Source organism: Pseudoalteromonas sp. NCIMB 1079 (assembly GCF_040567695.1).
GTDB classification, from domain to species: domain Bacteria; phylum Pseudomonadota; class Gammaproteobacteria; order Enterobacterales; family Alteromonadaceae; genus Pseudoalteromonas; species Pseudoalteromonas distincta.
Window position 1 is genome coordinate 147,137 of sequence record NZ_JBEWZA010000002.1, and the last position, 14,818, is coordinate 161,954.

A 14,818-nucleotide genomic window follows, 5' to 3' on the forward strand; every position below is an offset into this window, starting at 1 on the left:
ATGTTGCTTATAAAACTTCAACTGTGGAATATCCACCTGGCTTTTTGGCTACATGCACTTGAGTGGCTACACGCTCGCTCATTTGTGTTACGTGCGATATAACGCCTACTTTTCTGCCTTGTGCTTGCAAAGAATCCAAAGCGTCCATTGCAATGCTTAGGGTTTCGCTGTCTAACGTACCAAACCCTTCGTCAATAAACAAAGAATTGATTTGTACTTTGTTAGACGAAAGCGATGCTAAACCAAGTGCAAGCGCTAGCGATACTAAAAATGACTCACCGCCCGAGAGCGTATTAACAGAGCGTTGCTCGTCGGCCATGTCGCGGTCGATAATTGCAATGTCGAGCGTTTGCGCTATTGCGGTTAATTCGTAGCGTTTGTTGAGTGTTTTTAAATGACTGTTGGCATAGTGCAGTAATATTTTTAACGTTTGTGTTTGTGCTAAGTTACGCATGGTTTTACCCGTTGCATCGCCCAATACTTTATTAAGCAAGTGCCACTGCTCTACCTGTGTTTTAAGCGTAGTTAACTCGGCTTGTTTGCCTTCAAGTGCCTTTGCGTTTTGGTTGTGTTGCTCAATAGCGGTATTAGTTGCTAGTAATGAATTTTGCAGCTGCGTTTGTTGCTCATTTAAGCTGCTTAATTGCGTACTTAAAGCCTCTGCACTTTGTGTTGGCTTATCGCTACTGTTGTGTTTTTCAAGCGTAAGTTGCTGCTGTTTTAAAGCGGCATTTGCATCTGTTAACGCTTGAGTTAACTGCTCGTGTTGATTTAAATGCGCTTTAATAGTCTCGCTACTTAGCGTTAGTAAAATTTTGACCTGTTCGTGCGTTACATCGCTGTATTGCGCTTTAAAGTCAGCAAACCACTGGTTATAACGTGCCTCAAGTGTTGCTAGTTCTTGGCTGTTTTCAAGTAAGCGTTGCTCCACATTTTTAAGCGTTATAGCGTGCTCATCTCGTTGTTTTATCGCGTCGTCATAGGCTTTTTGACTCGCTTGAACCTGCGATTGTTTTTGCTCTAGCTCACTTGTAAGTTTTGCTTGGTAGTCGTCTGCGCTTATTTGCTCGTTATTAAATAAAGCTAAGCGCTCACTTTGCACAGTGCTTAGTAAATTTTTAGCTTTAACAAGCTCTTCATTAAGTGCTTTTAACGATTGCTCGCTTTTACTTACAAGCGGGGTAAGCTGCTTTATTTGCTCACTAGCTTTGTCTTGGCGCTTTTGGCTTTGTTCAAGTTGCGTTTGAGTTTGCTGATACTGCGTAACCTGCTCATGTAGCTCGCTAAGCTCAAGTGTATTGGCTTGTAGTTGCTGCCAAAAATCACTGTTTTCAAATTGATTATTGAGCGTTGTACCCAGCTCGTTAATTTGCGTACTTAGCTCGCTATGCTTACTCGTTATTTGGTTTTTCTGGTGTGTAAGCTCAAGGTGTTTATTACTCAGTTGCTGCTGTACTTGCTGCTCTGCTTTAAGTGCTGCTTGTAGCTCGTTTACTTTGGTTTGCAGTGTACGTTGACGTTTTTGTTGCTCAAAGTATTGCGCTTTTTGCTGCGTTAATTGCTTATAAGTTACTTCAAGCTGATCAGGCGTTAAGTCGTTAAGCTCTGTGCGTGCGCCTTGCATGGTATTTTTAATGTCGAGCTGTTTAGCTTTTGCTGTTTGTATTATTTGCTCAAGTTGTCCGTGTTCAGCAGTTAATACAGCATGTTGAGTTTGATGTTTATGCAGCTCGCTTTGTGCATGGTCAAATTGCTTTTTAGCGGTATTAAAAGCATTTTCAAAATCAGTAATTAAGTTATTTAATTGCTGGTTTTGGTTTACCGCATACGGGTGATCCGTTGCGCCGCACACTAAACAAGGCTCATTAGGGCGAAGCTCAGTGCGTAAATGCTCTACGTTTTCGCTGGCTCTTAAGCGCGCTTGGTTAAGTGCGTACTCGCTGCCTTTAAGTGCTTGCTCACTGGTTATTAAATGCTGATTAAGTAAAGCATGGGCTTGCTGGCTTACATTTAGCTGCTGATTAAGTACGTGTTGGCGTTGAGTGCTTTGTTTTAGTTCTGCGTTAAATTGCTTATAGCGCTCTCGCTGCTCTTTTAAGTAATCAATACTTTTTAGCTGCGCGTCGCAGTGCTCTGCATTAAATTCATTAAGCTGAGTATTTAAAACCTGCAAAGCTGACTGCTCGCTCGTAAGTAACGCCTCGCACTGCTGCACTTTATTATTTTGTGTATTTAAACGCTCGCTCTGACCTGCAAGCTCGGTATTAAGAGTTTGGCTTTGTGCAAGGTTTGCAGTTAATTGCTGTTGTGCATTTAAGTAGGTATTAAAGCTTTGCTGATAGTAGCTCCAGTCTTTTGCTAAAACGTGCAGCGGTGCATGCTCATTAAGCCATTGCTGGCTTTTAATTGAGTCGGTATTAGCGAGCTCTAGCTCGTTATTGCTTTGTTTAAGCTGCTGTGTGAGCTCATCAAGTTGAGTTTGCTCTTTGATTATTTGCGACTCTGCGCCTTTTACAGCTTGAGTTTGCAAAGCAATGCTGCTGTCGAGCTCTCGCGCTTTAGCTATAACGGGCGCTGCATTTTGTTTTTGCTCATTGGCGTTATTAAGTAGCTCAGTATGCTTAGCAAGCGCGGTGTTACGCTCGTTAATTACCGATATATGGTCAACACTTTTAAGCGATGTTATTTGCTGATCCAACGCCGTATTTTGATCGGTTAATTTAGTAAAACGGCTGCGGTTATCTTTTATTTCAAGCGCCTGCTTGGCTTGTTTTGCTTGCTCGCTTTGATCAACGATACTTTCAAGCGCTGAGTTTGCTTGTTGCTGGGTTTGCTGTGCCTGCAGTAAGCTTTGCTCAAGCACTGTAGCTTGCTGATACCAGTTAAGTGCTTTTTCGGTTTTGGTCAGCTCTTTTTTAGTGTGTTCGGTTTGCGCTTTTAAATCGGTTAACTTGGTTTGTTGTAACTCGAGTTCTTCTGGTGTTAATAAGGTATAGCTTTCAAGGCCTGCTTTGAGCGCTTCAAGCTTTGCCACTTGCTCTTTATGGCGCTCAAAAATACGCACACCAATACGGCTAAATTTATCGGTGCCTGTTAAGCACTCTAAAAGTTGCGCTCGCTCATCGCCAGTGGCTTTTAAAAATGCAGCAAACTCATGTTGCGCTAAAAGTACGGCACGGGAGAACTGCTCAAAGTTAAGCCCTATTTTGCTCTCAACTTCTTTTATTGTATGGCTTTTGTCAGCTATTAAGGTTTCGTCTGGCAGGGTTACTAAGGTGTGTTCTGCTACTTTAAGTTTGCCAGTTACCTTTTTATGAGTGCGTGAAACTGTATAACGCGCGCGGTAAAGCTGTTTATCTTGCCCTAAAAAGTCGACCTCGGCGTAGCCTTCCCATGTACCTCTGCGTAGTAGGTTCCGCGCATCATTAAGCTTAATGCTGTCGCCATTAAACTCAATTAAGTTACCTTTATCGCCGCGTAGCCTCGCTGTTTTAGTATAAAGGGCTAAACATATCGCATCTAAAAAGGTACTTTTACCAGCGCCGGTATCGCCTGTTATCGCAAATAAGCCTGCATCTTTTAATGGGGCTTGAGTAAAGTCTATTTCAGCATCAACTATTGAAGCTAAATTATGAATACGAACTGCGGTTATTTTCATAGTTGTTCTTGCTCCGTAAGCTCGTTTATCACATCACTTAAAAGTGCTTTTAGCTCATCGGGTACACTTTGCCCAGCCATGTCTTTATCGTTTGCAAATGCTTGTTCTAATAAGTTAAGCGGGTTGAGCATTTCAACTTCGCTTAAATCTTCAAATACGGTGTTGTCGTCATTTTGCGCTGATTGTTCACGTACACGTTCAATACCACAAAATTTAATATGCTTGCCTTCAAGTGCTTGTTCTATTTGTTCTCTGAAGGTGGTGTCGGTATCGCTTGATTTAAGCTTTACACGTAAATAAGGCGCTGTTGTATTTTGTGCGGTGTCGAGCGCTTTAATTTGCTCGCATAGTTCGCTTAATGGCACACACTCCCCTTTTGGTAAAACAATTACATCGGCAGAGCGCGGAATGTAAAGGGGGTTTACAGTTGTACTAACATGTTGTTTTTCATCAATAATAAACTCAACAATATTTACTTGGTGCGTGTAGTTACGTTCTGAAAACGACATAGGTATAGGTGTGCCGCTGTAGCGAATAATATCGCTTTTAGCGACTTGTTGCGCTTTGTGTAAATGCCCAAGGGCAACATAGTTGGCTTGTTTACCAAATACATTGGCTGAAATAGACTCCTCACCACCTATCACTAAGTTACGCTCAGAATCACTTGAAATATCCCCGCCTTTTGCGTGTAAATGCCCCATAACTATTAATGGTGAGTTTTGCTCGTTTATATTAGTAGCTTGTTCTAGTGCAAGCTCGTAAGCTTTTGCAACGCCTTGAGCATAACTAGGGCCGCTTTCGGTTTGGCTAAGTAAACTTACATCGCTTGCGCGTAAAAATGGCATAGCGACGATTACAGCGCGTTTACCATTGGTATTTATGGTAATAATAGTTTCATCGGGTGTTGCGACATCAAAGCGCCCTACTACGTGCGTATCAAATTGCGCTAATAATGGCTGAGCAGCCAAAATACGATTTGCAGAGTCGTGGTTACCCGCAATAATTACTACGTGTAATTGTGGGGATGCCTTTTTGGCGTCTTTAATAAATTGGTAAAGCTGATTTTCGGCGCTAGCGCTTGGAGTCGCGGTATGATAAATATCGCCAGCAACTAAAAGTAAGTCTATTTGTTGTTCAACAAGAGTGGCTAATAACCATGTAAAAAAGGCTTGATGTTCAACACGGCGGTCGTGTTCGTAGAATTGTTGGCCAAGGTGCCAATCTGAGGTGTGGAGGACTTTCATGTCGCGCTCTTAATTAAACCGTAAGAGCGCCAATATACCCAAGGCAGTTAAAGATGCAAGCCTAAGCCGTGCATTACCTTAGGTTAAACTGTACCAAGCTGAAAAAACAACCGGTAATGCTAAAAGTGCCATTAATAATGGAATTTTTAACGTTTTAGTTTGTTTTGCGTGTAGCGCCTTTAATGCATTGGTTTCGTTGCACGCTGCTACTTTATCGATATAAAAATAACCCGAATCGAGATACTGCTTACAGTTATTCTCACTTGCTGGAATCGCAATTAGTTCTTGTTGTTTTTTTAGGATGTAAAAATCCATAAGCCCACCGCATTTCTTGCTAGTAATCGATATTAATTTGAGGATAAATGTGACGAATTTATTTGCCTCAAATAAAAAGGTTGGCGATTTTAAATATAAACTGCACTAAAGATCAACCTAAAATTGCACTATTTATCATTTATCGTAAAAATAGCGAATATTAAGGAAGTTCGGCAATATTTGAGCCAATAATTCAGCTGTTTTCACTGTGTTTTTGTTCAGTAGAGTGGGCTTTTAGCTCATTTTACTTGTTGCAAATTTGAGGCATTTATACATAGGATTATTGGTTTACCTCATAATGCTAAAGCAATACTTTTTTAGCAAAGTAAGTAAAGTTAATGTGCTTTTTTCAAGCTCTAAAACTTGTATTTAACAGCTCAAAACCATTATTAAATCCCACTTTTGTAAACCCCCTTTACAGTTTTTATTTATTCGTATTTTGTTACAAAATAATTGTACTTTTCAATCTAATAAACTAAGTGAACATCACCCTAAAAATACGGTACTTGGTCGCTAATTTATTGAAGCTAACTGGTATATTTGTCAAAGTATGCTCACAAAATTATATTAGGACTAACAATGAAAAAAATAGGTCTTACGCTAAGTGCTTTTGTATTGCCTTTGGCAATATCTAGTGCGGTTATGGCGTCTTCGGTTGAGCAAACAAAAGGTTCTTTTGTTGATAAATTTCGTCAATTAGACGAAGCGCTTCCTACACCCAACGTTTATCGTAGTGCCGCTGGCGAACCAGGTGAAAAATACTGGCAGCAACGTGTAAACTACGATATTGATGTAAAGCTAGATGAAAAAAAGCACCGTATTACCGGTAGCCAAAGCATTGAATATAAAAATAACTCTCCGCATACACTTAAATATTTATGGTTACAGTTAGATCAAAATATTTTTAAAAGTGATTCTATTGCCGAAACAACTAAAACGTTTAAAAGCACTTTAGAAAGCCTACCAGCTCAAAAGCCTGCTAAATTAAGTTTAGGTGACTTACGCCGTCAGCAATTTATGAGCGACAACGAACTGGGTTATACAATCAGTGGCGTAAAGGATGACGATGGTAAAGAGCTACGCGTAACTGTAGTTGATACTTTAATGCGCATTGATTTAAACGAGCCATTAAAACCAGGTAAAGAAGTAGAATTTAGCATGAACTTTGCCTTCAACATTGTTGAAGAAGATGCTGTAGGTGCACGTTCTGGTTACGAGCACTTTGAAGAAGATGGCAACGACATATTCTTAATTGCTCAGTGGTTCCCTCGCTTAGCGGCTTATACCGATTACGAGGCATGGACAAACAAGCCATTTTTAGGCTCTGGTGAGTTTACGCTTGAGTTTGGTAATTACGATGTTGAGATTACTGTTCCTGCGGATCACATTGTATCGGCAACAGGTAAGCTTGATAACGCGAGCAAAGTACTTACAAGTACTCAGCGCAAACGTTTAAAGCAAGCTGAAACATCTAAGCGTCCTGTGTTTATTGTTAACGCAGAAGAAGCGCTAGAAAACGAAAAAGAAGGCACCGACAAAACTAAAACGTGGCACTTTAAAGCACAGAATGTTCGTGACTTTGCTTGGGCGTCGTCTCGTAAGTTTATGTGGGATGCAAAAGGTTATCAACAAGGTGGTGACGTTCAGCCTTTAGTTATGGCAATGTCGTTCTTCCCTAAAGAAGGTGGTGACTTATGGAAAAAGTACTCAACTGAAGCGGTAGTACACACAATGGAAGTGTACTCTAAGTATTCTTTTGATTACCCGTACCCAACTGCACAGTCGGTTAACGGCCCAGTTGGTGGTATGGAATACCCAATGATTACCTTTAACGGTCCGCGTACTAAGTTACAAGATGACGGTACTCGTACTTATTCTCAGGCTGAAAAGCGCTTTTTACTTGGCGTAGTTATTCATGAAGTGGGTCATATTTACTTTCCGATGATTGTGAACTCAGATGAGCGCCAATGGACGTGGATGGATGAAGGCTTAAACAGCTTTTTAGATGGTGTTGCTGGTCGTGAATGGGATCCTACTATTCCTTGGGGTGTTGAGCCTCGCGATATAGTGAGCTACATGAAGTCAGAAGTCCAAGTACCAATTATGACTCAGTCAGACAGCGTATTACGTTTAGGCCCTAATGCTTATACTAAACCTGCCGCAGCCCTTAATATTTTACGTGAAGTAATTTTAGGCCGTGACTTATTCGACTTTGCATTTAAAGAGTATGCTCAGCGCTGGAAATACAAGCGCCCTACCCCAGCCGATTTTTTCCGCACAATGGAAGAGGCCTCTGGTGTTGATTTAGATTGGTTTTGGCGTGGCTGGTTTTACACCACAGACCATGTTGATATCTCTTTAGATAAGGTATATCAACTACGTTTAGACACTAAAAACCCTGATATTGATTACAGCCGTTTACGTGATATTGAAGCAGATAAGCCTACGTCATTATTTGTTGAGCGTAACCGCGCCGAAGGTAAAAAAACATGGGTTGAGCAAAACCCTGATGTTACCGATTTTTATGACGAAAACGACCGCTTTACTGTAACCAATAAAGAACGTAACTCGTACAATAAGTTTTTAAAAGGCTTAGAGCCGTGGGAGCGTAAAACGCTTGAACGTGCTTTAGAAGAAGATAAAAACTACTACGTTATGGAATTTTCAAACCTAGGTGGTTTGGTAATGCCTATATTACTTGAGCTAACATATGAAGATGGCACAACTGAAGAGCGTTATATTCCTGCTGAAATTTGGCGTCGTAATTATAAAAATGTTCAAAAGCTAATTGTTACCGATAAAAACAAACCGCTTGTATCAGTTACTGTAGATCCTAATTGGGAAACTGCGGATGTAGATATTGAAAATAATAACTACCCTCGTCGCATTATTCCTTCACGTATTGAAGTGTTTAAAAAGGAAAAGAGTAAAGCTAAAGTAAGTCGCGATATCATGCAAGATATTAAAACTGAGCTTAAAACTGATGAGAAGAAAGACGAAAAAGATAACGGTGAGGAGCCGCAATAATGCGCTTTTTGCTTATTATTGTTTGCTTTTTAGCTGCTGCGCCGAGTATGGCGCATCAACTAAAATCGTCAGTTACAACCGTGCTTTTTAATAAACGAACGCATAATGTTGAGTTAATGCATCGTTTTTATTTACATGATACCGAACACGCCGTAGGCACATTGTTTAAAGGCAAAATCGATATTATTAGTAATAAAGCCGACCAACAGCGTTTTGCTAAATATGTTGAATCGCATGTTGCTCTACAAACATTAAGTGGTGAGCCTTTACCACTTAGCTTTGTAGGGGCGCAAGTAGATGGTAAGTTTTTTTGGGTTTACCAAGAAGCACCAATTCCTGAAAACATTGAAGGAATTAAAATGAGCAATGGCGCGCTTCGTGATTTATGGCCATCTCAGGTAAATATGGTAAACGTTGAGGGCAAAGGTAAGATTAAAACCTTAAACTTTGCACAAGATGATACTTGGCTCGAAGCCCGCTTTGAGCCAAATTAGTAGTTCCCCAACCAACGCGCACTGCAGTTAATGTGCGCGTTTTCTTCAAACGTTTAAACTGCGTTCATTTTTGATCTGGTATATGTAAATTTACGTAAAAACTGGAAGTTCAATTTGTATATTTACCATTTTTTGCGCATGCTACAACTACCAATTATATTTACTGTATTATCAATAGATTGATAGCAGTCAAATAAATAATTTAAATATAGTTAGTTTCATTTATCCCTTTAGCTATAACTGGCTTGGGCATAAGCAGTAGAGAATTTTATGTTTAAATTTTATTTAGTAATAACTAAATTCAGGGAATGATATGACTACTCAGGTTGAGGCCATTTTTGGAGTGATTTTTGATTTAGATGGAACATTAGTTTCATCCGAACTAGATTTTACATTAATTAAAGCCCAAATAGGTTGCCCTTGCGAGCAAGACTTGCTTGATTACATTGCTCAGTTGCCCTCACCGTATATGCGTGAAGAGGCAATGAATATAGTTCACCAACACGAATTAATAGACGCACAACATGCCAGTATTTTACCTGGGGTGAGTGAAGCTATTAATGCTTTAAAGTCTAAAAATATACCGATGGCAATTGTTACTCGCAATTTTGATAAAGCGGCTGCAATTAAATTACAAAATAACCCACTTCCTATTAGTACAGTTTTAACAAGAAGCGATGCACCTGCAAAACCAGATCCTAGTGCGTTAAATGCTATTGCTACACTTTGGAACATAAATGCCAGAAACTTACTTTATGTAGGAGATTACCTTTACGATATTCAAGCTGCGCATAATGCAAATATGCGTGCATGTTTATACGCTCCAGAGTTAACGCCAGCTTACGCCGATCAGGCCGATTACGTTTTACATGACTTTGCTGACTTAGTGACATTAGTTGAGAGTTATTCTGAAAAAATAGAGTTATGTTAAATAGCATGCCATTTGATTTATTCTTAAATGAGTATGTAGTTATAAAAGTTTTTATTAATCAAGTTTTGCCCATTGCGGAGCTAGCCCAATACGTTTTGAATTGGTAAAATATCGCAAAACGTAACGTATTCATTAGGGGCACAAAATGGGCAGAGCATTTGTAGTTCGTCAAAGTTCTATGATCAAAACAGCCAATGCAAAAACAAAAGTAAACTCAAAGTACGGCAAAGAGATTTACGTTGCAGCAAAAAGTGGTGATCCCGATCCCGAAGTAAACCAAACACTTCGCCGTCTAATCGAAAAAGCTAAAAAAGACCAAGTACCCGCACACGTTATCGAAAAAGCAATTGAAAAAGCAGCCGGTGGCGCAGGAGAAGATTACTCTGTTGCCCGTTATGAAGGCTATGGCCCTGGTAACTGCATGGTTATTGTTGACTGTTTAACTGATAATCCAAACCGTACTATCAAAGATGTACGTTTACCATTTACTAAAACAGACTCAAAAATTGGTACTCCTGGCTGTGTAGCGCATATGTTTGATCATTATGCGGTACTTGGCTTTGCAGGCGATGACGATGAAGTCGTATTAGAAGCATTAATGATGGCTGATGTTGATGTAAGCGATGTTGAAGCCGAGGACGGTAAAATATCGGTATTTGCACCGCCAACAGAATACTTTAAAGCTAAAACTGCCCTTGAAGACGCATTTGAAGGCATTAACTTTGAAGTAGATGAAATTACGTTTATCCCTCAAGTTAATATTGAAATTGAAGACGAAGAAGTTATTGCTAACTTTGATAAGTTTATAAATATGCTTGAAGATTGTGACGATGTACAAAATATTTATCACAATGCCATTGTAAAAAATTAAACGTAAACGTTTAAAAGCTTTAAAAAGCGTGTTTTGTGTATGCAAAACACGCTTTTTTACGTTTGAATAAATGTTAGATATTCATGTGTATTATCTATATACCTTTAAAATGCCTTAAAAGTGCTGTTATTCTAATTTTAGGCGATAAAAAACCAGCTTAAAAGCTGGTTTAGTACTTAATTTTAACTTTGATTAAGCAGTTAAAGCGTATTCGATTTTTGTACTTTATATTTTATACGGTAGCTATGTAGTAGTGGTTCAGTGTAACCACTAGGTTGCGTTACGCCCTCTAAAACCAGTGCAGTAGCGGCTTGAAACGCAATGCTGTTATTGAGGGTTTCTTCGCTTGTTGCCATGGGTGTATACGCAGTGTCATGCTCGTTTTGTCCATCAACCACTTTGGCCATTTTAGCCATGGTTGATTTTATTTGCGCCTGTGAGCACACGCCATTTAGCAGCCAATTAGCCATATGCTGGCTTGAAATACGCAGTGTGGCTCTGTCTTCCATTAGCCCGATATGGTTAATGTCGGGTACTTTTGAGCAGCCAACGCCTTGATCAATCCAGCGTACAACGTAACCTAAAATGCCTTGTGCGTTGTTTTCTAGCTCGCTTTGAATATCTTCTTTTGAAAGCGTTTTAGGATCAGCCATTAGCGGCGGTGTAAGCAGGTCATTAAGGCTCGCAATAGTGCGTTTAGCTATACTTTGCTGCTCGGTAAATACGTTTATATCGTGATAATGCATTGCATGCAGAGTAGCGGCTGTAGGGGAGGGCACCCATGCAGTATTAGCGCCTGATTTAGGGTGAGCTTGTTTTTGCTCCATCATTAATGCCATTTTATCTGGCATTGGCCACATGCCTTTACCTATTTGTGCTTTATGACTTAAGCCACAAGCAAGGCCAATATCGACGTTGCGATCCTCATAAGCTTGTATCCATGCTTGCTGCTTAACCTGTACTTTTGGAAGCACAACGCCCGCTTGCATAGAGGTATGAATTTCATCGCCTGTTCTATCTAAAAACCCGGTATTAATAAATACAACACGCTCTTTAGCTGCATAAATACAGGCTTTTAGGTTTACAGAAGTACGCCGTTCTTCATCCATAATCCCCATTTTAAGCGTGTTTTTAGGTAAGCTTAGCGCTTCCTCTACTAAGCTAAATAAAGTGTTAGTAAATGCTACCTCTTCAGGGCCATGCATTTTTGGTTTTACTATATTAATACTTTGCGCGCTGGTATTTTTAATACCTGTTTTTTTATTTAGGTCGTGCAGGGCAGCGGTGGCAGTAAACATCGCATCCATAATGCCTTCAAATACCGGTTGATTGTACACATCGGTAATCGCAGGGTTCGTCATTAAATGGCCAACGTTTCTAACAAACATCATGCTACGGCCTTTTAAAGTAACGGTGCCACCATCAAGTGCGGTGTATGTTTTATCACTTTGCAGAGTACGCTCTACAGTTTTATCGCCTTTTTTGAACGATTCAACTAAGTTACCTTGCATCAAACCAAGCCAATTTTTATAAACTTGTACTTTATCTTCTGCATCTACCGCAGCTACAGAATCTTCACAATCCATAATGGTTGTAAGCGCGGCCTCTAACACTACATCTTTTAAGCCTGCTTTATCTGCTTGGCCAATAATGTGGTGGTGATCGATATGTAGCTCTATGTGTAAATCATTGTTTTTTAATAACACTACGGTTGGGTTTTGTGCTTCACCTTGATAGCCAATAAGCTGAGATGGGTCAGCTAATGTGGTTTGAGAGCTATCACGTAACGTAATTAAAAGTGCGCCATCTACTACTGAATAATTAGTGCTTTCTATATGCGAGCCATTAGTGAGCGGCAATGCTTTATCTAAAAACTGGCGAGCGTAGGCCATTACCTTAAAACCACGAACAGGATTGTAGGTATTGCCTTTTTCGGCTCCATCGTCTTCGCTTAACACATCTGTACCGTATAAAGCGTCGTATAACGAACCCCAACGTGCGTTAGCGGCATTAAGTGCAAAGCGTGCGTTACTGACAGGCACAACCAACTGAGGGCCTGCTGTAAGGGCTACTTCGGGTTCTACATTTTGGGTTTCAATTTCAAAGTTGGTAGGCTCTTTAACTAAATAGCCAATATCTTGCAAAAAGGCATGGTACTTAACGCTATCCCACGTTTTATTAGCAAGATGGTAGTCATCTATTTGCTGTTGAAGCAATTCTCGCTTTTCAAGCAGTGCCTTATTTGTAGGGGTAAGTGTTTGAACTATATGTGCAAAGCTTTGCCAAAATTGATGCTCACTTAAGTGAGTGCCTGGTAGTAATTGATTTTTAACAAAATCAGCGAGTTGTGTGTCTACGCTGAGTCCTGAATGTGTGAGAGTGTGGGACATAGTTGCCTTCCTTTAAACGGTCGCGATGTTGTTGTGTGCTTGTGCGTTAAGGCAACAATAACTCAAAAAGGCAATGTTGAGTGCTTTTTAGCCATTCACAAAATGTATAGCCACAATAACAACTATAAATTTACTAAATCTAGAAAAGGAGCCTAATGTTGAATCAAGCGAAACGGAGCACACACTCCTAGCCACTCTCACAACATTAAAATAATTTACACACTCGTTCGAAGGATTTTATTATGACAACATATCAACGCGAAACAGACACACTCTCTACTCTTTGCCAATCACAAGGCAGCGCATGGAAAGCTATTAACCCTGAATACGCAAGCCGTATGCGTTTACAAAACCGTTTTCGTACAGGGATTGAAATTGCGCAATACACAGCAGACGTTATGCGTGAAGATATGGCTGCATATGACGCCGACACAAGCCTGTACACCCAATCTTTAGGGTGTTGGCATGGCTTTACTGCCCAACAAATGATGATGGCTATTAAGCGCCATCAAAAAACAACTAAACGCAGCTATGTATACTTAAGTGGCTGGATGGTTGCAGCGCTTCGCTCTGCATTTGGTCCGCTGCCAGATCAAAGCATGCACGAAAAAACATCGGTACCTGCATTAATTGAAGAAATTTACACATTTTTAAAGCAAGCAGATGCACGTGAACTCGATCACTTGTTTAACGACCTAGATGAAGCAAAAGCGAACGGAGGCGATGTTCAAGCTGTTATTGATAAAATAGACAACTTTGAAACCCATGTTGTGCCAATTATTGCTGATATTGACGCAGGTTTTGGTAACGAAGAAGCAACTTACTTACTGGCTAAAAAAATGATTGAAGCCGGTGCATGTGCCATTCAAATAGAAAACCAAGTATCTGACGCCAAACAATGTGGTCACCAAGCGGGTAAAGTGACCGTTCCACACGAAGACTTTTTAGCAAAAATTAACGCAGTACGTTACGCCTTTTTAGAGCTAGGTATTGATAACGGCATTATTGTGGCACGTACAGATTCATTAGGCGCCAGCCTTACTCAAAAAGTACCTGTGTCGCAAACACCAGGTGACTTAGCAAGCCAATACAATGCATTTTTAGAAACTACGCCAATTAACGGTGTTGATGATTTAAATGAAGGCGATACGGCAATGAAAATTAATGGCCAGTTATGTAAACCAACTCGCCTAGATAACGGTTTATACCAGTTCCGCGAAGGCACTGAAAAAGACCGCGTAGTATTAGATTGTATTACTAGCTTGCAGTCGGGCGCTGATTTACTGTGGATTGAAACAGAAAAACCACATGTTGAACAAATTGCAGAACTGGTAAATCGTGTAAAAGAACAGGTGCCAAATGCAAAACTGGTATACAACAACTCGCCTTCGTTTAACTGGACGCTTAAGTTTCGTGAGCAAGTGTACCAAGAGTGGGAAGAAGCAGGCCGTGACCTTAGTGCTTACCCAAGCCTTGGCGATAATAAAGGCCTTATGGCACCAGAAATGGATGCAACAGAGCTTGCACAAGCAGCCGATTTACTAGTGCAAAACTTCCAGCGCGATGGCGCACGTGAAGCAGGTATTTTCCATCACTTAATTACTCTGCCTACGTACCATACAGCTGCGCTAAGCACTGATATTTTATCAGAAGGTTACTTTGGCGATATGGGTATGCTGGCTTACGTGCGTGATGTACAACGCCAAGAAATTCGCCGCGAGCAAGCTTCTGTTAAACACCAAGACCTAGCAGGGTCTAACATGGGCGATACACACAAAGAATACTTCTCTGGTGATAACGCGCTAAAAGCCGGTGGTGAAGACAACACCATGAACCAGTTTTAATTCCTAACTAGATAGTGTTACTCAAGGGCCAATGGGCCCTTTTT

The 14,818-nt window shown here is 40.4% G+C and carries 9 protein-coding genes; 5 read left to right on the forward strand and 4 right to left on the reverse strand.

Features of this window, described 5'->3' with window-relative positions; translation table 11 throughout:
- Positions 1-7: 7 nt before the first annotated feature.
- The 3 genes from ABX891_RS17495 to ABX891_RS17505 all read right to left on the reverse strand — a co-directional run bounded on the left by ABX891_RS17495 (position 8) and on the right by ABX891_RS17505 (position 5,217).
- Positions 8-3,658 carry an AAA family ATPase gene (locus tag ABX891_RS17495; protein ID WP_354630231.1) on the reverse strand — a complete coding sequence of 1,217 codons (3,651 nt, stop codon included), beginning with the start codon at positions 3,656-3,658 and terminating at the stop codon, positions 8-10.
- Positions 3,655-4,902, reverse strand: a complete 1,248-nt coding sequence (locus ABX891_RS17500; RefSeq protein WP_354630232.1) for an exonuclease SbcCD subunit D C-terminal domain-containing protein — start codon at positions 4,900-4,902, stop codon at positions 3,655-3,657. The genes ABX891_RS17495 and ABX891_RS17500 overlap by 4 nt, the downstream gene beginning before the upstream one ends.
- A gap of 78 nt (positions 4,903-4,980) precedes the next feature.
- A complete protein-coding gene (locus ABX891_RS17505) occupies positions 4,981-5,217 on the reverse strand; it encodes a hypothetical protein (protein ID WP_002959190.1) in 237 nt (78 codons plus the stop codon).
- A 579-nt stretch (positions 5,218-5,796) separates the two neighbouring features.
- On the opposite strand from ABX891_RS17505, the gene ABX891_RS17510 reads away from it, so the two are divergent.
- The 4 genes from ABX891_RS17510 to ABX891_RS17525 all read left to right on the forward strand — a co-directional run bounded on the left by ABX891_RS17510 (position 5,797) and on the right by ABX891_RS17525 (position 10,540).
- Positions 5,797-8,244 carry a M1 family metallopeptidase gene (locus ABX891_RS17510; RefSeq protein ID WP_354630233.1) on the forward strand — a complete coding sequence of 816 codons (2,448 nt, stop codon included), beginning with the start codon at positions 5,797-5,799 and terminating at the stop codon, positions 8,242-8,244.
- Positions 8,244-8,738: a DUF6702 family protein gene (locus ABX891_RS17515; RefSeq protein ID WP_354630234.1), complete on the forward strand. Its 495-nt coding sequence runs from the start codon at positions 8,244-8,246 to the stop codon at positions 8,736-8,738. The genes ABX891_RS17510 and ABX891_RS17515 overlap by 1 nt, the downstream gene beginning before the upstream one ends.
- A gap of 313 nt (positions 8,739-9,051) precedes the next feature.
- Positions 9,052-9,669 carry an HAD family hydrolase gene (locus ABX891_RS17520; protein WP_002959195.1) on the forward strand — a complete coding sequence of 206 codons (618 nt, stop codon included), beginning with the start codon at positions 9,052-9,054 and terminating at the stop codon, positions 9,667-9,669.
- Positions 9,670-9,814: 145 nt separating this feature from the next.
- On the forward strand, positions 9,815-10,540 hold the full coding sequence (locus tag ABX891_RS17525; protein ID WP_002959197.1) for a YebC/PmpR family DNA-binding transcriptional regulator: 726 nt from the start codon (positions 9,815-9,817) through the stop codon (positions 10,538-10,540).
- Between the two features lie 200 nt (positions 10,541-10,740).
- Here ABX891_RS17525 and ABX891_RS17530 read toward each other — a convergent pair whose 3' ends face one another.
- A complete protein-coding gene (locus ABX891_RS17530) occupies positions 10,741-12,930 on the reverse strand; it encodes a malate synthase G (RefSeq protein WP_354630235.1) in 2,190 nt (729 codons plus the stop codon).
- Positions 12,931-13,172: 242 nt separating this feature from the next.
- On the opposite strand from ABX891_RS17530, the gene ABX891_RS17535 reads away from it, so the two are divergent.
- Complete coding sequence (locus ABX891_RS17535; protein ID WP_354630236.1) at positions 13,173-14,774, forward strand: isocitrate lyase; 1,602 nt, start codon at positions 13,173-13,175, stop codon at positions 14,772-14,774.
- Positions 14,775-14,818 lie beyond the last annotated feature (44 nt).

Excerpts from the sequence above, each read along its gene's own strand:
- ABX891_RS17515 (WP_354630234.1), top strand. The coding sequence starts at position 8,244 with ATGCGCTTTTTGCTTATTATTGTTTGCTTTTTAGCTGCTGCGCCGAGT.
- ABX891_RS17535 (WP_354630236.1), top strand. The coding sequence starts at position 13,173 with ATGACAACATATCAACGCGAAACAGACACACTCTCTACTCTTTGCCAA.
- ABX891_RS17510 (WP_354630233.1), top strand. The coding sequence starts at position 5,797 with ATGAAAAAAATAGGTCTTACGCTAAGTGCTTTTGTATTGCCTTTGGCA.
- ABX891_RS17525 (WP_002959197.1), top strand. The coding sequence starts at position 9,815 with ATGGGCAGAGCATTTGTAGTTCGTCAAAGTTCTATGATCAAAACAGCC.
- ABX891_RS17520 (WP_002959195.1), top strand. The coding sequence starts at position 9,052 with ATGACTACTCAGGTTGAGGCCATTTTTGGAGTGATTTTTGATTTAGAT.
- ABX891_RS17530 (WP_354630235.1), bottom strand. The coding sequence starts at position 12,930 with ATGTCCCACACTCTCACACATTCAGGACTCAGCGTAGACACACAACTC.
- ABX891_RS17500 (WP_354630232.1), bottom strand. The coding sequence starts at position 4,902 with ATGAAAGTCCTCCACACCTCAGATTGGCACCTTGGCCAACAATTCTAC.
- ABX891_RS17495 (WP_354630231.1), bottom strand. The coding sequence starts at position 3,658 with ATGAAAATAACCGCAGTTCGTATTCATAATTTAGCTTCAATAGTTGAT.
- ABX891_RS17505 (WP_002959190.1), bottom strand. The coding sequence starts at position 5,217 with ATGGATTTTTACATCCTAAAAAAACAACAAGAACTAATTGCGATTCCA.